The organism is Mycobacterium sp. IDUB_21 (assembly GCF_055419425.1).
Genome location: NZ_JBVAXQ010000016.1, coordinates 35,268 through 55,155 on the forward strand (window position 1 = coordinate 35,268; position 19,888 = coordinate 55,155).

The 19,888-nt window shown below is 69.4% G+C and carries 18 protein-coding genes; 8 read left to right on the top strand and 10 right to left on the bottom strand.

Annotated elements, in window-relative coordinates; all coding sequences use genetic code 11:
* Positions 1–190: 190 nt before the first annotated feature.
* The 6 genes from ACZYY4_RS20145 to ACZYY4_RS20170 all read right to left on the bottom strand — a co-directional run bounded on the left by ACZYY4_RS20145 (position 191) and on the right by ACZYY4_RS20170 (position 7,894).
* Positions 191–3,481 (bottom strand): PGRS repeat-containing protein, encoded by a 3,291-nt coding sequence (locus tag ACZYY4_RS20145; RefSeq protein ID WP_463811821.1) that lies wholly within the window; start codon positions 3,479–3,481, stop codon positions 191–193.
* Between the two features lie 180 nt (positions 3,482–3,661).
* Positions 3,662–4,774, bottom strand: coding sequence for a DUF4185 domain-containing protein (locus tag ACZYY4_RS20150; RefSeq protein WP_463811822.1), 1,113 nt, complete (start codon positions 4,772–4,774; stop codon positions 3,662–3,664).
* Between the two features lie 68 nt (positions 4,775–4,842).
* On the bottom strand, positions 4,843–5,892 hold the full coding sequence (locus ACZYY4_RS20155) for an aspartate-semialdehyde dehydrogenase (RefSeq protein ID WP_463811823.1): 1,050 nt from the start codon (positions 5,890–5,892) through the stop codon (positions 4,843–4,845).
* 3 nt (positions 5,893–5,895) lie between these two features.
* Positions 5,896–7,161, bottom strand: coding sequence for an aspartate kinase (locus tag ACZYY4_RS20160; RefSeq protein WP_463811824.1), 1,266 nt, complete (start codon positions 7,159–7,161; stop codon positions 5,896–5,898).
* Between the two features lie 65 nt (positions 7,162–7,226).
* Positions 7,227–7,676: a type II toxin-antitoxin system VapC family toxin gene (locus ACZYY4_RS20165; protein WP_463811825.1), complete on the bottom strand. Its 450-nt coding sequence runs from the start codon at positions 7,674–7,676 to the stop codon at positions 7,227–7,229.
* Positions 7,673–7,894: an antitoxin gene (locus ACZYY4_RS20170; protein WP_463811826.1), complete on the bottom strand. Its 222-nt coding sequence runs from the start codon at positions 7,892–7,894 to the stop codon at positions 7,673–7,675. Before ACZYY4_RS20170 ends, ACZYY4_RS20165 begins: the two co-directional genes overlap by 4 nt.
* A 198-nt stretch (positions 7,895–8,092) precedes the next feature.
* On the opposite strand from ACZYY4_RS20170, the gene leuA reads away from it, so the two are divergent.
* Positions 8,093–9,925 (top strand): 2-isopropylmalate synthase, encoded by a 1,833-nt coding sequence (leuA, locus tag ACZYY4_RS20175; protein ID WP_463811827.1) that lies wholly within the window; start codon positions 8,093–8,095, stop codon positions 9,923–9,925.
* Between the two features lie 8 nt (positions 9,926–9,933).
* Here leuA and ACZYY4_RS20180 read toward each other — a convergent pair whose 3' ends face one another.
* On the bottom strand, positions 9,934–10,932 hold the full coding sequence (locus ACZYY4_RS20180) for a DEDDh family exonuclease (protein ID WP_463811828.1): 999 nt from the start codon (positions 10,930–10,932) through the stop codon (positions 9,934–9,936).
* Positions 10,933–11,053: 121 nt separating this feature from the next.
* Between ACZYY4_RS20180 and ACZYY4_RS20185 the strand changes: the two genes are divergently transcribed.
* The 6 genes from ACZYY4_RS20185 (at position 11,054) to ACZYY4_RS20210 (ending at position 17,022) form a co-directional block, all read left to right on the top strand.
* Positions 11,054–12,274: a MurT ligase domain-containing protein gene (locus ACZYY4_RS20185; protein ID WP_463811829.1), complete on the top strand. Its 1,221-nt coding sequence runs from the start codon at positions 11,054–11,056 to the stop codon at positions 12,272–12,274.
* Positions 12,271–12,978, top strand: a complete 708-nt coding sequence (locus ACZYY4_RS20190; RefSeq protein WP_463811830.1) for a type 1 glutamine amidotransferase — start codon at positions 12,271–12,273, stop codon at positions 12,976–12,978. The genes ACZYY4_RS20185 and ACZYY4_RS20190 overlap by 4 nt, the downstream gene beginning before the upstream one ends.
* A gap of 20 nt (positions 12,979–12,998) precedes the next feature.
* On the top strand, positions 12,999–14,252 hold the full coding sequence (locus ACZYY4_RS20195; protein ID WP_463811831.1) for a PucR family transcriptional regulator: 1,254 nt from the start codon (positions 12,999–13,001) through the stop codon (positions 14,250–14,252).
* 115 nt (positions 14,253–14,367) lie between these two features.
* Positions 14,368–15,591 (top strand): alkane 1-monooxygenase, encoded by a 1,224-nt coding sequence (locus ACZYY4_RS20200; RefSeq protein WP_463811832.1) that lies wholly within the window; start codon positions 14,368–14,370, stop codon positions 15,589–15,591.
* 43 nt (positions 15,592–15,634) lie between these two features.
* On the top strand, positions 15,635–15,817 hold the full coding sequence (locus tag ACZYY4_RS20205) for a rubredoxin (RefSeq protein ID WP_463811833.1): 183 nt from the start codon (positions 15,635–15,637) through the stop codon (positions 15,815–15,817).
* A complete protein-coding gene (locus ACZYY4_RS20210) occupies positions 15,814–17,022 on the top strand; it encodes an NAD(P)/FAD-dependent oxidoreductase (protein ID WP_463811834.1) in 1,209 nt (402 codons plus the stop codon). The genes ACZYY4_RS20205 and ACZYY4_RS20210 overlap by 4 nt, the downstream gene beginning before the upstream one ends.
* A 6-nt stretch (positions 17,023–17,028) precedes the next feature.
* Here ACZYY4_RS20210 and ACZYY4_RS20215 read toward each other — a convergent pair whose 3' ends face one another.
* The 3 genes from ACZYY4_RS20215 to ACZYY4_RS20225 all read right to left on the bottom strand — a co-directional run bounded on the left by ACZYY4_RS20215 (position 17,029) and on the right by ACZYY4_RS20225 (position 18,950).
* Positions 17,029–17,886 (bottom strand): hypothetical protein, encoded by an 858-nt coding sequence (locus tag ACZYY4_RS20215; protein ID WP_463811835.1) that lies wholly within the window; start codon positions 17,884–17,886, stop codon positions 17,029–17,031.
* Positions 17,887–18,002: 116 nt separating this feature from the next.
* On the bottom strand, positions 18,003–18,614 hold the full coding sequence (gene recR / locus ACZYY4_RS20220; RefSeq protein ID WP_463811836.1) for a recombination mediator RecR: 612 nt from the start codon (positions 18,612–18,614) through the stop codon (positions 18,003–18,005).
* On the bottom strand, positions 18,615–18,950 hold the full coding sequence (locus ACZYY4_RS20225) for a YbaB/EbfC family nucleoid-associated protein (RefSeq protein WP_463811837.1): 336 nt from the start codon (positions 18,948–18,950) through the stop codon (positions 18,615–18,617).
* A 116-nt stretch (positions 18,951–19,066) separates the two neighbouring features.
* Here ACZYY4_RS20225 and ACZYY4_RS20230 point away from each other — a divergent pair, with 116 nt between their 5' ends.
* Positions 19,067–19,840, top strand: coding sequence for an Rv3717 family N-acetylmuramoyl-L-alanine amidase (locus ACZYY4_RS20230; RefSeq protein ID WP_463811838.1), 774 nt, complete (start codon positions 19,067–19,069; stop codon positions 19,838–19,840).
* Positions 19,841–19,888: the final 48 nt, after the last annotated feature.

The following is a 19,888-nucleotide window of genomic DNA, read 5'->3' on the forward strand; positions in this document are numbered from 1 at the left end:
GGACAATTTTCCGCGCGCGTGTTCGCGGACTGCCCAGGTCATCGATTTCCGCAGGTCAGATGGTGGGTAGCGGCGGCAGAGGGCGCTCCGTCAGGGGTTCCGCGACTCCCCGAAGCCCGGTGTGAATTCAGGTTTACCCCAGGCTTGGCACGGTGGGGTATCAGCGGAGGACCGCCAATGGCGGCCGCGATCAGCCCGGTGCGCCGGCTTTGCCGGGGCCGCCGCCGGCGCCGGCGCCGAGAGTTCCGCCGGCCTCACCGTCGTGGCCATAGACGAGGTTCTGCAGCAGCCCGACGGGCCCGCCCGGCACACCGGCCACACCGCCAGTGCCACCCGCGCCGGCCGCGCCGCCGTCTCCACCGATGCCGGCGGCACCGCCACTGCCAACTTGGCCGGATGTCCCGTGCGCGGCGGCACCGGGCGCGCCGCCCGTCCCGCCGTTACCGCCGGTGCCCCCGGCGCCACCCTGACCGCCGATGCCACCATTACCGCCGCTCCCAGCGGTCAGCGTGCCCGCAACGGATATCGTCGCGGTGGCGTTGCCGCCGTTCCCGCCGGCGCCGCCCGCCGCGCCGGCAGCACCGGTGCCACCGGTACCCCCGGCACCGCCGGTCCCGCCGGTCCCGCCGTTACCGGAGATCGAGCCGCCGGCGCCCCCGGCTCCGCCGGTGCCGCCGAGTCCGCCGGTCCCGCCGACCGCGGCCGGTCCGGGCGCCCCACCGGCGCCCCCGATGTTGCCGTTGCCGCCGGTCGCCGAGCCCACAAGCCCGAGCAGTCCGTTGGTGGCATTCCCCCCGGCGCCACCGGCTCCGCCTGCGGCGCCGATACCGCCGGTGCCGCCGGCTCCGCCGTTGCCGGCCGCATTGGCGCTGGAGACCGCGGTGATCAAGCCGCTGGCACCGCCCCCGGCACCGCCTTTGCCGCCCACCTGCCCGGACGTGGCCGTCGACGTGGGAGCGGAGCCGTTGGTGGCGTCCTTCTGGCCGAGCACGCAGAGACCGAACGCGGTAACCGCGCAGCTTTGATTGGCCCCGTTGGCACCGGGCGCCGCCTGCCCGGCCGGCGCAGGTTGCGTCCCGGTGGTCCCGGTGCCGCCTTGACCGCCGTTGCCCCCGGCACCGCCGTCACCGATGTTGCCGCCGGCGCCGCCGTTGCCCCCCTTACCGCCGGTGCCGGCGGCGGTGGTGGCCGCGACCCCTTGACCGCCGCCACCGCCGTTGCCGACCGAACCGGTCGGGCTGGCCCCGGACTGTCCTGCCGAACCGGCGTCAGAACCACTGCCCCCGGGTTGCCCACCGTTGCCGCCGAAGGTCGAATTGCCGCCGTTGCCGCCATTGCCGCCGGCACCGAGGCTGCCGCCGGATCCGACCACCCCGGTCACCCCCGCCGCGCCGCGAAAGCCGGTACCACCGGCCGCCCCGGCGCCACCGTTACCGCCGTCCCCGCCGACGCCGTGCGCGCCACCCGTACCGCCGGCCGTGGTGCCGCCTCCCCCGCCGACGCCACCGTTGCCGCCGTTGCCCGCCGCGCCGGCCTCCCCACCGTTGCCGCCGCCACCGAGGCTGCTCCCGGCGTCGGAGCCACCGGCCACCCCGGACGTCCCGAACGCACCGTTGCCCCCGGTACCGCCATTGCCGCCGCCACCACCGTCACCACCGCCACCACCGGCGCCGTTGATCCCGACCGTGCTGTTGAAACCGGTGCCCGCATTACCGCCGCCACCGCCGGCACCACCCTGTCCACCGTCGCCCGCGGCCCCGCCCGCCTCGCCGTCTCCGCGGCTGAGTCCGGACACGCCGGCCTGCCCGACGTAGCCCGCGCCACCCTGCCCGCCGGAACCGCCCTGGCCGCCCAGGCCACCGTTGCCGGCTGTGCCGGGCGATTGCGGAGTGCCGTTGCCGGTGCCGTTGCCACCGTTGCCGCCCAGACCGCCGTGGCCACCTGCGCCGCCGACACCCCCGGCCCCGGTCTGACTGCCCATACCGCCGACGCCCCCGGCACCGCCGTCACCGCCGTCGCCGCCCTTGCCGCCGGCGAAGCCGCCGTTCCCGCCGTTCCCGCCGGATCCGCCGTTGCCGCCGACACCCCCGTTACCGCCGACACCGTTGAGAGCTGCGGCGTTACCGCCTGCGCCACCCTGGCCGCCGTCGGACCCAGCCGCGAACGCACCCGCAGTCACTGTGTCCCCGTTAAGGGCATCGGTTTGCGGTGCAACTCCCGACATGCCCGTGAGCGTGCCGCCGTAGCTGAATCCCGCCCCGCCGTTGCCGCCGTTGCCGCCGCCGAGGTCGAGTTCGCCGGTGGCGCCGTTGGTTCCGGTGTGGCCGGTCGCGCTCAGACCACCAACACCGGCCGCACCGCCAACACCGCCCTGACCACCCAGCCCCGGATTGGCGCCATCGCCACCGACACCACCATCAACTCGCCAAGCAACGCCGGAAGCACCATCACCACCATTGCCCCCAGCACCGGACCGACCACCATCACCGCCGGCGCCGCCGACACCATTGACCCCTGCGCTACCCCAACCAGCCACCTGGCCACCGGCACCGCCGGCACCACCATTGCCACCGGAACCACCATTGCCGCCCAGTCCCGCATCCCCACCATCGACCGCAAAGTTGCCGTCTGCGGCAACACCATCACCGCCGACACCCCCACCGCCACCGGAACCGCCCACACCGCCATCGCCACCAGCCCCACCAACACCGAACAACCGCGAGGTACTGGCCCCACCCACGCCTCCAGCACCACCGTTTCCGCCCGAATCACCCGCGGCCCCAACAGATCCCGTTAACCCAGCGGCACCCATCGCCCCAACACCGCCGGCAGCCCCCACGCCGCCGTCGCCGCCACCACTGAACAGCCACCCCACCCCGGCACCACCATCACCACCGGCGCCGCCGGCCGTATCGACATCACCAACACCCCCGGCACCACCAGCACCGCCCATGCCCATGAACGAGCCACCCACACCACCATCACCACCGGCGAAACCGGCGCCACCAGCCCCGCCGGCACCTCCATCGCCGAACCACCCCGCATCGCCACCGTCGCCACCGGCGACCCCGCTCAACGACCCGTCATAACCCGCCCCACCGTCACCCAGCAACCAGCCGGCGGCGCCGCCATCGGGAGAATCCACCGTTCCGGCCGCACCATCACCAATCGCAAACGACCCCAACAACGTATTGATCGCCCCACCGACCTGCATCCCCAGTGACGAGCTGATCCACCCCTCGACATCGGCATGGACCGGGGCATACACGAACTGCTCAAACCACACCCCCCAATCCAGGGCCTCCACATCCCAGCCACCCGATGAATCCACCGCCGACCCCACCGGCGCCCACAGATCCGACAACCAATCCACGTCACCGATATCCGCCCGAACCGGCACCGCCAACGGCCCCAGCCCGAACGCCAAAAACGCACTCACCACCGAACCCACACCCACCCGACGACGCCGACCACGAGTCATCTCGGTTACCTCAAATCCGCAAGTGCAGGTGATACACAGTAAGCGATTTCTTACCTGCCGTTAAGCGTACGTTTCAGCGGAGCGGAATCCACCAAAATGAACGGGCGACTCAACTGGGCCTCCGCGCCGGCGATTCGGGTGTGGCATACGCCGGGGCAGTGAAGCCAAGTGACGACGTGTTCAGCTGTTTGACCAGGGCTTGAACGGGTTGACCGCGAACTGGATCACCCGATACGGCGCCCGATGACGCGGCTCGGTATTCCACTGGCTGATGAACACTCGCAGCTCGTCCAGCGTCGACCCCGGAGAGATATAGCCGCCGTAGGGCTGGGCCAGCCGGTTGTCGAACGGCGACGGCAGGGTCTCGACGGGCTCGGGCCAGTCCGGCCACTCGGCGTGCTGCACCACCGTGGTCACCGGAGCGGTCCCCAATCCGGTCGGGTCGTAGGCCACCCGCACTTCCATGTTCAAAGTGGTGCCGTTGAAGTAGGACAGCACCGGTTTGCCGTCGATCTGGCGCAAGCTGAGCTCGCCGATCTGGTCGTTCCACAGCGGCGTGGGCTTATGTCCCCAGCCCGCTCCGGCAGCCCAGCCCTGCCAGGCCGACCGGTCGGTGAACTTGCCCGGGGTGACCCGGTACAGCGTCACCGCCGCGCTGCGGTCGAAGTTGTTGGCGACGATGTACACCCAGCCGGTGACCGAGTCCGGCGTCGGAACCGGATCGTAGTAACCGCTGATCTGGGACTGACCGAAATCCTGATAGGAGGACGCCCGCACCGACCCGGGCACGGTCTGCCAACCCGGTTGCGCCGGATCGGCTTTCACCAGCCGTGACGTCTGAGGCGCCAACATCTTGGCGGTGGTCACCATCAAGTAGTTGGTCCGATTGATCGAGATGACGCCGGCCGGCAGTTGCGTGCAGCCGGGCGGTGCCGGGTCGGCCAGCAGCGGCCTGTCCGCCCCGAGCACGCCGGTGTAGCGCACCCCGGCGGAGTCGTCGACCGAATCGGGATCCAGCCGCAGCGCAATCGGCGAATACCAGCCGCCGTAGCCGACGCCCTGCCCGGCGAAGCTGTCCCCGCAGATCTGCAGCACCGCGCTGGGGAACTCCATGAACTCGCACAGGTCGGTGGCACCGATACCGTAATCACCTGTGAGCGTGCCGGTTCCAGCACTCGGCCCGATCCGGACCACCTGCCCTTCGGCCAGCGGCCACAACACCGGACGTGGAATCGGAGCGGGCGGTTCGGCGTGCGCGACCAACGAACCGGTCAATAGTGCCACCGTCGCCACACACCCCACCGAGCGTGCAACCGCTGCGCAACTATCGGCGATCTTTCGCAGACGATGCACGTTCGGCGCTAAAGCTCAGCCAGCAGCTCGGCGATCTGAATCGTGTTGAGCGCGGCACCCTTACGCAGGTTGTCTCCGGAGACGAACAGCGCGAGGCCGCGCCCGTCGGGCACCCCGGGGTCGACCCGGATCCGGCCCACCAAGGAGTCGTCGGCGCCGGCGGCGGCCAGCGGGGTCGGCACGTCGGCCAGCGTCACTCCCGGTGCGGCCTTGAGCAATTCGGTGGCGCGCTCCGGGGAGAGCGGCCGGGCGAACTCGGCGTTGATCGACAGCGAGTGCCCGGTGAACACCGGCACCCGAACACAGGTGCCACTCACCAAAAGGTCCGGGACACCCAGGATCTTGCGGCTCTCGGAGCGCAGCTTCTGATCCTCGTCGGTCTCGCCCGAGCCGTCGTCGACCAGCGAACCCGCCAGCGCCACCACGTTGAACGCGATCGGCGCGACGTACTGGTTCGGCGGCGGGAATTCGAGCGCACCGCCGTCGTGCACCAGTTGCTCGGCACCGTCGGCGACCGCACGGACCTGCGTCGCCAACTCCTGCACCCCGGCCAGCCCGCTACCCGAGACCGCCTGGTAGGTCGAGACGATCAGGCGGGTCAGACCGGCCTCATCGTGCAATGGCTTGAGCACCGGCATCGCCGCCATCGTGGTGCAGTTCGGGTTGGCGATGATGCCCTTCTTCAGGGTCACCCCGCGCACGTCCCGGTCGAAATTCACTTCCGAGACCACCAGCGGCACGTCGGGGTCCTTGCGCCACGCCGACGAGTTGTCGATCACCGTCACCCCGGCGGCGGCGAAGCGCGGCGCCTGCACCTTCGACATCGCCCCACCGGCGGAGAACAACGCGATGTCCAGACCCGTCGGATCGGCGGTCTCGGCGTCTTCAACCTCGATCTCGACACCGCGGAACGGCAGTTTGCGCCCGGCCGAGCGCGCCGAGGCGAAGAACCGCACGGTGTCCGCGGGGAAATTGCGTTCTTCCAGCAGCGCGCGCATCACCTGGCCCACCTGGCCGGTGGCGCCGACTACGCCTATCGATAACCGAACGCGGCTCATACGTCAGCGCCCCGTCCCGCCGTAGACCGTGGCCTGCTCGTCGCTGCCGAGATCGAACGCCTGATGCAGCGCGACGACAGCCTTGTCCAGGTCGTCCTCGGCCACCAGCACCGAGATCCGGATCTCGGAGGTGGAGATCAAGTCGATGTTGATGCCGTTGTCGGCCAGCGTCTCGCAGAACGTGGCGGTGACCCCGGGATGGCTGCGCATGCCCGCCCCGACCAGCGATACCTTGCCGACCTTCTCGTCGTAGCGCACCTCGGTGAAGCCGATCTCGGCCTTGAGCGAATCCAGCTTGGCGACCGCAGCCGGCCCGTTGTCGTGCGGACAGGTGAACGTGATGTCGGTCTTGGCGTCCTCGAGTTTGGAGACGTTCTGCAACACCATGTCGATGTTGATGTCCGCGTCGGCGACCGCGCGGAAGATCTTGGCCGCGTATCCGGGCAGGTCGGGGATGCCGACGACGGTCACCTTGGCTTCGCTCTTGTCGTGGGCGACTCCGGTGAGCAGGGCGTCTTCCATGGGGATGTCCTCAATCGATCCGGTAACGATGGTGCCGGGTTTGTCCGAGTACGACGAGCGCACATGAATCGGCAAGTGGTAGCGGCGGGCGTACTCCACGCAGCGCAGCATCAGCACCTTGGCTCCGCACGCGGCCAGCTCCAGCATCTCCTCGAAGGAGACGGTGTCCAACTTCTTGGCGTTGGGCACGATGCGCGGGTCGGCGCTGTAGATGCCGTCGACGTCGGTGTAGATCTCGCAGACGTCGGCGTTCAGGGCGGCGGCCAGCGCCACCGCGGTGGTGTCCGAGCCGCCGCGACCCAGCGTGGTGACGTCCTTGGTGTCCTGACTGACACCCTGGAATCCGGCCACCAGCACCACCTGGTTCTCCGCCAGGGCGGCCTGAAGCCGGCCCGGGGTGACCTCGATGATCTTGGCCTTACCGTGCACGCCGGTGGTGATCACCCCGGCCTGAGACCCGGTGAAAGAGCGGGCTTTACAGCCCAACTCCTCGACGGCCATCGCCACCAGCGCGTTGGAGATCCGCTCGCCGGCGGTGAGCAGCATGTCCAGTTCCCGGGCCGGTGGCGCCGACGACACCTGCTGGGCCAAGTCCAGTAGGTCGTCGGTGGTGTCGCCCATGGCCGAGCAGACCACCACGACGTCGTCGCCGTCGTTCTTGGTCTCGACGATGCGCTCGGCGACCCGGCGGACCCGGTCGGCGTCGGCCACCGATGATCCACCGTATTTCTGCACGACGAGCGCCACGGATGTCCCTTTCCGATCCGGCGAGTACCTGAAAGACCCTGCCAAGGATAGTGGGTGGACAAGTACTACTTACTCTTGCCGTCGTCGAACGGATCCCGCACGGTGATCCCGTCGAACTTGCGGAAGTCGCGATCGTGGGTCCAGATCGTGGCGATGCCGTGCTGGTGCATGAGCGCGACCAGATGGGCGTCCGGCACCAGATTGCCCTTCGGCTTGACCCCGTCGGCTACCCGCCGATAGACGGGCCAGAATCCGTCTCTCTCACCGACTAGGCGCACGTGCGGTTGCGCGACGAATTGGTCGATGTTGGCGGCGGCGACATCCGGCGCCAGCGGGGCCTCGAGCAAACTCGGATGGGTGACGATGCGCAAATAGCCGAGCGCAACCGGCCACAGCAGGTAAACCAGGCCCGGCCCTGTCAGGAATCGTTCGACGAGTGCTTTCGCCTGGTCATGAAATGGACTGGCGCGATGCGTCGCGTAGACGAGGATGTTGACGTCGAACGTTTCACTCATCGGTCCAGGACCGCCCAGACCGCATCCCTGTCGTCGAGGTCGACCCGGGGACGCAAGTCGGCGGTTGCCCAACGGATGTCGACCCTCGGGCGAGGATCGGCCGCGAGTGCCTGCGCGAGCAGTTCGGAGACCAGCTGCCCCAACGTTTTTTGCTCCGCACGCTGGCGGCGCTTCAACGTGCGCAGAATGTCGTCGTCGAGATCGATCGTGGTACGCATGCATCAGATGCTTTCATATATCGCATCTGATGCGCAACGGGTCATTTTTGCCGCGAGCGGCGACGCGGTAGACTCGCCGACGTGCTGCGCGCGCTCCTGCTCGGACGCCGCGACGGGGTCTGACCAGGACCGGCTCCCCGTCGCGGGTTTCGCCGATGCGCCGGTCTGCAGTCCATCTGACAAGCCGGAGCGACCATCGTGAGTACCTTTTCCAGCCCGGACGCCTTTACGTCCGCGCGCGCCATCACCAAACCCGGCGGCCCGCCGAATCCCGGCCAGCCCGCCTGGAATACCCAGCGCGGCTCGGCGATGCCGGTCCACCGCTACCGCAGCTTCGCCGACGAGGTTCCGGGCGGCAGCCCGACATCGGGCACAGCGGCGGTTCCGTTCGACCGCACCTGGCCGGACCGCGTCATCGACCGTGCCCCGATGTGGTCCGCGGTCGATCTGCGGGACGGCAATCAGGCGCTGATCGACCCGATGAGCCCCGCTCGCAAGCGGCGGATGTTCGACCTGCTGGTGGCCATGGGCTACAAGGAGATCGAGGTCGGGTTCCCATCGGCCAGCCAAACCGACTTCGACTTCGTCCGCGAGATCATCACCGACGGCGCCGTCCCGGATGACGTCACGCTGCAGGTGCTGACCCAGTGCCGCGACGAGCTGATCGAGCGCACCTTCGAAGCCTGCTCGGGCGCGAAGAACGTGATCGTGCACTTCTACAACTCCACGTCGATCCTGCAGCGCCGGGTGGTATTCCGCGCCGACCGCGCCGCGGTACAGGAGATCGCCGTCGCCGGGGCGCGCAAGTGCCTCGAGGAACAGGCCAAGCATCCGGGCACCCGGTGGCGCTACGAGTACTCGCCGGAGTCCTACACCGGAACCGAGTTGGAGTACGCCAAGCAGGTCTGCGACGCCGTCGGCGACGTCATCGAGCCGACGCCGAACAACCCGATCATCTTCAACCTGCCTGCCACCGTGGAGATGGCCACCCCGAACGTCTACGCCGACTCGATCGAGTGGATGCACCGCAATCTGAAGAGACGCGACTCGGTGATCCTGAGCCTGCATCCGCACAACGACCGCGGCACCGCGGTCGCCGCGGCGGAATTGGGGTACCAGGCCGGCGCGGACCGGATCGAGGGCTGCCTGTTCGGCAACGGCGAGCGCACCGGCAACGTCTGCCTGGTGACGCTGGGGCTGAACATGTTCTCCCGCGGGGTGGACCCGCAGATCGACTTCTCCGACATCGACGAGATCCGCCGCACCGTGGAGTACTGCAATCAGCTCAACGTGCCCGAACGCCACCCCTACGGCGGCGACCTGGTCTATACGGCGTTCTCCGGTAGCCACCAGGACGCCATCAACAAGGGCCTGGACCAGATGAAGATCGACGCGGATGCCGCCGACTCCGACGTCGACGACATGCTCTGGCAGGTGCCGTACCTGCCGATCGACCCGCGCGATGTGGGCCGCACCTACGAGGCGGTGATCCGGGTCAACTCGCAGTCCGGCAAGGGCGGCGTGGCCTACGTGATGAAGACCGACCACGGGCTGGCGCTGCCGCGGCGGCTGCAGATCGAGTTCTCCAAGGTCATTCAGCAATTGACCGACGGCGAAGGCGGCGAGGTCACGCCGAAGGAGATGTGGGACGCGTTCGCCGAGGAGTACCTGAACCCGGTGCGGCCGCTGGAGCGGATGCGGCAGCGAGTGATCGCCGCCGAGACCGACGACGGCACCGACCGGATCGAGGCCATCGTCAAGGTCGACGAGGTGGAGACCGAGATCACCGGCGCCGGCAACGGTCCGCTGGCCGCGTTCGTCGACGCGCTGAGCCACGTCGGTGTGCACGTCCAGGTGCTGGACTACTCCGAGCATGCGATGAGCGCCGGCGAGGAAGCTCAGGCCGCGGCGTATGTGGAGGCTTCTATTGGCGGTAAGACGGTGTGGGGTGTCGGCATCGCGCCGTCGATTACCACCGCGTCGCTGCGGGCGGTGGTCTCGGCGGTGAACCGGGCGGCCCGGCTCGGCTGAACCCGGGTCTAGAACAGCGAGATCTGCTCGCCGGCCGGCCCGGCGTCGACGAACTGCTCGATGTCGGTGCCTTGGACGACCCCGCCCACGCAGCCGACACTCGCCATGAAGTGCTCGTCGGAGACCGTCGGCACGCCGAGTTCCCGCGCCTGGTAGCCCTTGCCCTGCTCGGGGCGGTCGTGGTTGCAGATCACCAGCGAGGTGTTGGCGTCGACGACGTCGCTGTAGGCCAGTCCGGCGTGCAGGATGCGTTCGACGAGTTCCTCGTGGGTGCGGGTGCATTCCGCCGCCAGCGCCACCCGCATGCCCTGAACCAGCGGCCGCCCCCGCACATAGCGGCCCGGGTTCAGGTAGGCGCACGGCATCCGCGACGCCAGCGCCTTCAGCGGCCGCAGCTCCTCATGGGTGATCCGGCCGTTGGGCCACCGGCGCCGGGTCACCGGCCGCACCGGCAACCACACGTCGCGTTCCCGGGCCCGCTGCAGCGCCGGCTGCAGCACCCCGGCCAGCACCCGGGCGTCGTCGAGCGCGTCATGGGCCCGGGTTTGCACGACGCCCCAGTGTGCGGCGAGGGTCTCCAACCGCAGGTTGGCCAGACCCAGGTTCAACCGCCGAGCCAACTCCAACGTGCACATCACCGAGTCGACGGGCAGTTCGGCGCCGGCCATCTCGGCTTCGACGGCCAGGAACGTGTAATCGAACGCCACGTTGTGCGCCACCAGGGTGCGACCGGCCAGCAGCGCGGCGACCTCGTCGACCACGTCGGCGAACTGCGGCTGGCCCGCCAGCATCTCGGCGGTCAGCCCGTGCACATGGGTGGGGCCCGGGTCGGTGCCCGGGTTGACCAGGTGCGACACCGATCGCTCCACCCGGCCGTCGGCGTCGAGTGCCAGGGCGGCGACGCTGAGCACGCGGGCCTGCCCGGGCCGGAATCCCGACGTCTCGACGTCGACGACGACCCAGCCGTCGCCGGGTTCGCGGGCGGGGCGCCCCCACAGCGCACTCATGCCATGAGAATGGCATGCCGGTCCGACGATGGCGGCCGGCCGGGGCCCGTGTCGGGGCAATTTAAACTCACCAGGGCGATCGTCCCGCGCAGCGCGCAGCGGGTCGCCCTAAACTCACCGAGTGATCACCGCCCGTGGACGCCTCGCGCTGGCCGCCGGAGCGAGCGCCCGATGGGCGTCGCGGGTGACCGGGCGCGGCGCCGGCGCGATGATCGGCGGCCTGGTCGCGATGACGCTGGACCGCTCGATCCTGGGTCAGCTCGGCACCGGACGGCGCAGCGTCGTCGTCACCGGCACCAACGGCAAGTCGACCACCACGCGCATGGTCGCGGCCGCGCTGCGCGACCTGGGCTCGGTGGCCACCAACACCGAAGGCGCCAACATGGACGCGGGGCTGGTGGCGGCGCTGGCCGCCGACCGCACCGCCGGACTGGCGGCCCTCGAGGTCGACGAGATGCACGTGCCGCACGTGGCCGATGCGGTCTCACCGGCGGTGGTCGTTCTGCTCAACCTGTCCCGCGACCAGCTGGACCGGGTCGGTGAGATCAACGCCGTGGAGCGCGCTCTGCGCACCGGGTTGGCCAGGCATCCGCAGACGGTGGTGATCGCCAACTGCGACGACGTGCTGATGACCTCGGCCGCCTACGACTGTCCCAACGTGGTGTGGGTCGCCGCGGGCGGCGGCTGGGCGGGTGACTCGGTCAGCTGTCCACGCAGCGGCGAGCTGATCGACCGCCGCGACGGGCACTGGCGCTCCACCGGGACCGACTTCGCCCGGCCCACCCCCCAGTGGTGGTTCGACGACGACTCGCTGTACGGACCCGACGGGCTGGTGTTGCCGATGCGGCTCGCGCTGCCCGGCACCGTCAACCGCGGCAACGCCGCCCAGGCCGTCGCCGCCGCGGTTGCTTTGGGCGCCGATCCGATCCGGGCGGTGGCCGCGGTGTCGGCCGTCGACGAGGTGGCCGGCCGCTACCGCAGCGTGCAGGTCGGCGAACACACCGTGCGGATGCTGCTGGCCAAGAACCCGGCCGGCTGGCAGGAAGCGCTGTCGATGGTCGACCACCACGCCGCCGGGGTGGTGATCGCCGTCAACGGCCAGGTGCCCGACGGCGAAGATCTGTCCTGGTTGTGGGACGTGCGCTTCGAGCACTTCGAAGGCACTGCGGTGGTGGCCGCCGGGGAGCGCGGCACCGACCTGGCGGTCCGGCTGGGCTACGCCGGCGTGCAGCACAGCCTCGTGCACGACACCTGCGCCGCCATCGCCGCCTGCCCGCCCGGGCGGGTCGACGTCGTCGCCAACTACACCGCGTTTTTGCAGCTGCAGCGGAGGTTGGCATGACGGTGCGGATCGGGCTGGTGCTACCCGACGTGATGGGCACCTACGGCGACGGCGGCAACGCGGTGGTGCTGCGACAGCGACTGCTGCTGCGGGGCATCGCCGCCGAGATCGTCGAGATCACCCTGGCCGACCCGGTACCGGAGTCGTTGGACCTCTACACCCTCGGCGGCGCCGAGGACTACGCGCAGCGGCTGGCCACCCGGCATCTGATCGCCCACCCGGGACTACAGCGCGCCGCGGCGCGCGGGGCGCCGATCCTGGCGATCTGCGCGGCTATCCAGGTGCTCGGGGCCTGGTACGAGACCTCCGCCGGGGAACGCGTCGACGGGGTCGGCCTGCTCGATGTCACCACCTCACCGCAGGAGACGCGCACCATCGGCGAGGTGGTCGGCACCCCGCTGCTGGCGGGACTGACGGATCCGCTGACCGGGTTCGAGAACCATCGCGGCGGCACCGTGCTGGGTCCGTCGGCGACACCACTGTCGGCAGTGACCAAAGGCGCCGGCAACAAAGCCGGCGACGGGCACGACGGCGCGGTGCAGGGCAGCGTCGTCGCCACCTATCTGCACGGGCCGTGCCTGGCCCGCAACCCGGAACTGGCCGACCTGCTGCTGTCGAAGGTGGTCGGCGACCTGGCACCGCTGGAACTCCCCGAAGTGGAGATGCTGCGCCGCGAGCGGCTGGTCGCGCCCCGGCGGGCCTAGCGGCGGACTACGGTCTGGCTATGACGGATCAGAGCACCGTTGCACAGGCAGCGATCCTGATCTCGGAGCGGCTCTACGATCACCTGGTCGAGACGATCCGGGTGATCGAGGATCTGGTCGCCAAGGAGTCGCCGGAGCTGACCGGGGATTCACCGCTGCTGCAGTTGCTGCATGAGACCGTGGCGGCCAATGTCGATGCGTACTTCTCGGCGATCCGCCACAACATCCCGGCGGCGGAGATCGCCGCGCCGGCCGTTGCCCTGGAACATGCCCGCCGACTGGCCCAGCGCGGGATTCCGGTGAACGCCTTGGTGCGCGGCTACCGGCTCGGCCACTCGGTGGCGCTGCAGCTGGTGTTACAGGAGATCCGTTCCGCCGAACTGGATCCCGACCTGCGCCTGGATGTGCTGGGCGAGATGTCGACGCTCATGTTCGGCTACATCGACGAGATGTCCCAACAGGTGTCCGCGGTCTACCAGGCCGAGCGTGAGCGATGGCTGGAGAGCCGAAATGCGGTGCGCGCGTTGCGGGTCCGCGAGATCCTCTCCGACGAGAGCCTGGATGTCGACGCGATGACAACCGCGATTCGCTATCCGCTGCGGCGTACCCACGTGGCGCTCGTCGTGTGGTACCCGGAGAGCGGTGGCGACAAGCTGGCCGCCGCCGAAGGTTTCATCAAAAATCTTACCGAATCGATTGCAGCCCAAGGTGCGCCGCTGTTCGTCCCGGCCGACAGCACCACCGGGTGGGCGTGGATTCCACTGTCGTCGACGGCCGGGGCGGATGTGGTGGCACAGATCCGCGATTGCGCGCTGACCGCGACCGGCGAACCGTGGGTGACGATCGGTGATCCGCTGCCCGGAGTCGAAGGCTTCCGCCGGTCACACCAGCAGGCGCTGGCGGTACACACGCTGGCGGTCGCGTCCGGGACGGCTCGGGTCAGCGCGGCAAGCGATCCGGGGCTGTCCGCGGCGGCACTGCTCGGCGGCGACAACCTGGCCGCCGCCCGGGTCTGGGTCGCCGAGGTACTCGGCCCCCTGGCTCGCGCGACCGACGCCGACGAGCGGCTCCGGGACACCCTGCGGGTGTTCCTGCGGACCGGTTCCAGCTTCAAAGCGGCCGGCGAGCAACTGCATTTTCACGTCAACACGATGAAGTACCGCATCCAGCGGGCGATCGAACGCCGCGGCCGCCCGATCGCCGAGGACCGCCTCGACGTCGAGATCGCGCTGCTGCTCTGCCAGTGGTACGGCGCGAGCGTGTTGGCCCCCTAGTCTCCTGAGGACGAATAGCCGGCCGGATTCCGGTTTCGCGGGACGAGCGGCGACCGGGCGGCCCCACCTAACGTCGAGGTCATCAGTGAGATGACCAGGCGAAAGGTTTAATTCGATGAGCACCGAGGTGGCCGGCGGGCCGACGATCTGGCAGGACAAGAAGCGGCACCTGTGGCTGTTGGGCCTGTTCGTGCCCACCATGTTGTTCCTGATGCTGCCCCTGGTCTGGGCGATGAATCAGGCCGGCCTGCAGACCGCCTCCCAAGCGCTGCTGTGGATCGGGCCGTTCCTGATCTACCTGCTGCTGCCGGCGCTGGACCTGTGGGTGGGGGCCGACGGACAGAACCCGCCGGACGAGTTGATGGCCACCCTGGAAAACGACAAGTACTACCGCTACGCCACCTACGCCTACATTCCGTTCCAGTACGCCAGCGCCATCCTGGGCGCCTACCTGTTCACCGCGTCGGATCTGGGCTGGCTGGGCTACGACGGGTCGCTGGGCTGGCTGGGCCGCATCGGTGTGGCGCTGTCAGCGGCAACGGTGGCCGGGGTGGGGATCAACACCGCCCACGAACTGGGCCACAAGCGCGACACCCTGGAGCGGTGGCTGTCCAAGATCACCCTGGCCCAGGTCTGCTACGGGCACTTCTACGTCGAGCACAACCGCGGCCACCACGTCCGGGTGGCCACCCCCGAAGACCCGGCGTCGGCCCGCTTCGGTGAGACGTTCTGGGAGTTCCTGCCGCGCAGCGCGTGGGGCGGCATCCGCTCGGCGTGGGAGCTGGAGGCGCAACGGGTCCGTCGCACCGGCAAGAACCCCTGGGACCCGCGGACCTGGCCGGGCAACGACGTCATCAACGCATCGGCGATGTCGGTGCTGTTCTGGGGCGTGATGATCGCGGTGTTCGGCGTCGCACTGATCCCCTATGCGCTGATCAACGCCGTGTACGGGTCGTCACTGCTGGAATCGGTGAACTACCTCGAGCACTACGGGCTGGTACGCCAGAAGCAGGCCGGCGGCCGCTACGAGCGCTGCACACCGCAGCACAGTTGGAACTCCGACCACATGGTCACCAACCTGTTCCTGTACCACCTGCAGCGGCACAGCGACCACCACGCCAACCCCACCCGGCGCTACCAGACGCTGCGCAGCTTCGACGACTCGCCGAACCTGCCTGCCGGATATGGAGCGCTCATAGGGGTGACCTACTTCCCGCCGGTGTGGCGAAAGCTGATGGACCACCGGGTGCTGGAGCACTACGCCGGTGACATCACCCGGGCCAACATCTCTCCGCGCCGCCGGGAGAAGATCCTGGCCCGCTACCAGGTAGCGGCCTGACTTCCCACTTCGAACCCACCTTTGAATCACTGGAGATGACGACATGAACGACTACAAACTCTTCCGCTGCCTGCAGTGCGGCTTCGAGTACGACGAGGCGCTGGGCTGGCCCGAAGACGGCATCGCACCCGGCACCCGCTGGGCCGACATCGATGAGGACTGGAGCTGCCCCGACTGCGGAGCAGCGAAAGCCGACTTCGAGATGGTGGAGATGGCGCGGCCGTGAGCGGGAACGTCCATGGCACGGTGATCGTCGGCGGCGGTCTGGCCGCCGTCCGCACCGCCGAACAGCTCCGCCGCAACGACTACACCGACCCGATCACCATCGTCGGCGCCGAGGCCCACCCACCGTATGACCGGCCCCCGCTGTCCAAGGAGATGCTGCTGCGCGCGCTCATCAGCGCCGAGGATGTCGCCCTCAAATCTGCCGGCTTCTACCGGGACAACCGCATCACCTTGCGGCTCGGCTGCCCCGCCCGCAGCGTCGACACGGCAGCCCACACCGTGACGCTGGCCGACGGGGATGTCCTCGGCTACGACCAGCTGGTGATCGCCACCGGCCTGGTGCCCAACCGCATCCCGACGTTTGGCGAACTGGACGGTGTCTGCGTGCTGCGGTCGTTCGATGACTGTCTGGCACTACGCCGGCGGGCGGCGGGTGCGCACCGCGCCGTGGTCATCGGGGCAGGCTTCATCGGCTGTGAGGTCTCGGCCAGTCTGCGCGGAACCGGCATCGAGGTGGTGCTGGTCGAGCCCCAACCCACCCCGCTGGCAACGGTGCTGGGCGAGCAGGTCGGCGCATTGATCACCCGGCTGCACCGCGATGAAGGTGTCGACGTGCGCACGGGCCTGCGGGTGGTCTCGGTCTCCGGGACCGCCGGCGTCGAGTCGGTGACGCTCTCCGACGGCTCGGTCGTGGCGGCGGATCTGGTGGTTGTCGGCATCGGGTCACGGCCCGCCTGCGATTGGCTGGCCGGCAGCGATGTCGCCGTGGACGGCAACGACGGCGGCGTGGTGTGCGACGAGGCCGGGCGCACCAGCGCCCCGGGCGTCTGGGCGATCGGCGACGTGGCGTCCTGGCGGGACGCGACCGGCGCCCAGGCCCGCGTCGAGCACTGGAGCAACGTCGCCGAGCAAGCGAAAATTCTGGTAGCGGCGATGCTGGGTTCGGCGGTGGCCCGGCCGGGAGTGCCGTACTTCTGGAGCGACCAGTACGGCATCAAGATCCAGTGCCTCGGCCACCCGCGGACCAGCGACATCGTGCACCTGGTGCAGGACTTCGACGACCAGGGCCCCAGATTCCTCGCCTACTACGAACGCGACGGTGTGCTCGTCGGCGTGGTGGGCGCAGGCATCCCGGAGCAGATCCGGGCGGCTCGCGCCAAGATCGCCGCCGGCGCCGCGATCTCCGAAGTGCTGCAACCGGTTTAGGGCGGGTTAGGGTCGCCAGCCGCGGGACAACAGCGCCGTGCGCGCCCGGTCGATCACGTCGGCGGGGGCGTCCTCGTTGATCACCCGGATGTTGATCCAGCCCAGGCGTTCCAGCTTGCGCTGGCGCCGGTGGTCTCTGACGTACTGCGGGCGGTCGGTGCGGTGTTGATCCCCGTCGTACTCAGCTGAAACCCGGTAGTCCTCCCACCCCATGTCGAGGAACGCGAAGGGCCAGTAGCGGCCATTAACGTGCGAGCGCACCGGGATCTGGGTGGTCGGGGCGGGCAAGCCCGCGTCGATCAGAAGTAGCCGCAGCCAGGACTCCTTGGGCGAGGCCGCGCCTGCGTCCACTAGAGGAAGCGCCGCGCGCAGCCGTCGTGAACCGCGTGCACCGTGGTGGCGCTTGGCGATCAGCAGCACATCCTCGGCGCTGAACGACGTGGCCCGCGCCAGGGCGTCCATCCGGGCGATCGCCTTGCCCCGCGGCAGATGCCGGCCCAGGTCGTAGGCCGTGCGGGCCGAGGTGGTGACCGGCAATCGACCGCTACGGGTGATCTCCTCGTCGGCCAGAGTTTCGTCGCGGACGATCAGGCCTCGTGGTGGCCGGGTATTCGACCAGACCAGCTCTATCGGGATATCGGAGTCCACCCACTCGGCGCCATGCAAGGCCGAGGCGGCTACCCCAGCGATCACTCCTCGGCGTCCGGACCGCAGCCACGCCCCCTCGATCCGGTCGCGGAGGGTCGGCTCATGCCTCGTCGGCACGTACACATCGCGGTAGATGGCCCGGTGCCAGCGGCGGAGCTCGTACTCGGTGAGGCGCTCTTGCGCCAGCGCTTCGCTGCCGATGAACACCTGACCCATGGCCAGATGCTGCCAACGGGGACTGACATGGTCGCGAGCCTGTAGTTAGCGCGAAAAAGTGCGAGTAGTCAGCACGCTAACTACAGGCTCGCGGGAGATGGAGGGCAAGAGATGGGCTAGGCCAGGGCGCGGCGGCCGGTGAAGGCCCGGCCCAGCGTCAACTCGTCGGCGAATTCCAGGTCACCGCCCATCGGCAGCCCGGACGCCAGGCGTGTCACGCTCAACCCCGGGATGTCGCGCAGCATTCGCACCAGGTACGTGGCGGTCGCCTCGCCCTCGGTGTTGGGGTCGGTGGCGATGATCACCTCGTTGACATCGACCCCGTCGATCCGTTCCCCGACCCGGTTCAGCAGTTCGCGCACCCGCAGCTGCTCAGGGCCGATCCCCGACAGCGGATCCAACGCGCCGCCGAGGATGTGGTAGCGGCCGTGGAACTCCCGGGTGCGCTCGATGGCGGCGACGTCCTTGGGTTCCTCGACGACGCAGATCTGGGCGAAGTCGCGGCGCGCATCAGAACAGATCCGGCAGCGTTCGTTATCCGAGACGTTGCCGCACACCTCGCAGAACCGCACCCCTTCGCGGACCCTCGTCAACACCGCGGTGAGCCGGTCGATCTCTGACGGCTCCACCGACAGCAGGTGAAAGGCGATCCGCTGCGCACTCTTGGGACCGATGCCCGGCAGCTTGCCCAGCTCGTCGATCAGGTCCTGAACCGGACCCTCAAACACCTACGCCCCCGGCATGCCGAGCGCGCTGCCCATGCCGCCGGCCAGCGGGGAGAGCCTCTCCTGGGCCAGGGTGTGCGCCTTCTTCGACGCATCCGCGAGCGCGCCGACGATCAGGTCCTGCAGGGTGTCGATGTCGTCAGCGTCGACGACCTTCGGGTCGATCTGCACGGCCAGCACCTCGCCGCTGCCATTGGAGGTGACCTTGACCAGGCCGCCGCCGGCTTCGCCTTGCACCTCGGTGGCGGCCAGCTCCTGCTGCGCGGCCAGCAGGCGTTGCTGCATCTGCTGAGCCTGGGCCAGCAGCGCCGACATGTCGGGCGGGCCTCCTGGTTGCATGACACTCCCCTTGCGTTGTCGTGCGCGGTCTCGACTTGGTTGCGGCTTGGTTTCAGCTCCAAGACCCGGCGCGTGTGAAACACCCAGCGTAGTCGGCACCGGCCTACGTTGGCGGCGTGCGCGTACCTGTTCTCTTGCGTGTCGGCGTCGCGATCACCACCGGCCTGGTGGTGGCCGCCGCGGTGCCGAGCGCCCCGTTGTCCTCGGCGGCCCCCGGCAACATCTCCGGGATGATCGTGTTCCTCGATCCCGGGCACAGCGGCACGGCCGATCCCGCCGCCATCAGCCGCCAGGTGAACAATGGCCGGGGCGGCACCAAGAACTGCCAGACCAGCGGCACCGCCAGCAACACCGGCTATCCCGAGCACAGCTTCGCCTGGGACACCACGCTGCGGATCCGCCAGGCCCTCAACTCCGCGGGGGTTCGCACCGCGATGTCCCGCGGCGACGACAACGGGCCGGCGCCGTGCGTCGACGCGCGCGCCGCGATGGCCAACGCGCTGCACCCCAGCGCGATTGTGTCCATCCACGCCGACGGCGGTCCGGCGGGCGGTCGGGGGTTCCACGTCAACTACTCCGCACCGCCGCTCAACCCCGCGCAGGAGGGCCCGGCGGTCCGGTTCGCCCAGGTGATGCGCGGCCAACTGCAGGCCGCGGGCATTCCGCCGGCCAGCTACATCGGTACCGACGGCTTGAAGGGACGCGCCGATCTGGCCGGGCTGAACCTGGCCGAATACCCGGCGATCCTCGTCGAGCTGGGCAACATGAAGAACCCCGCGGACGCGGCCCTGATGGAAAGTCCGGCGGGCCGCCAGCGTTACGCCGACGCCGTCGCCCGCGGCATCGCCGGCTACCTCAGCAGTCAGGCTCTGCCTCAACAAGCCCAGTAGTCCCGGCCGCGTCGGGTGCACGTCCGACGATCCGCCGCTAGCGTGGGA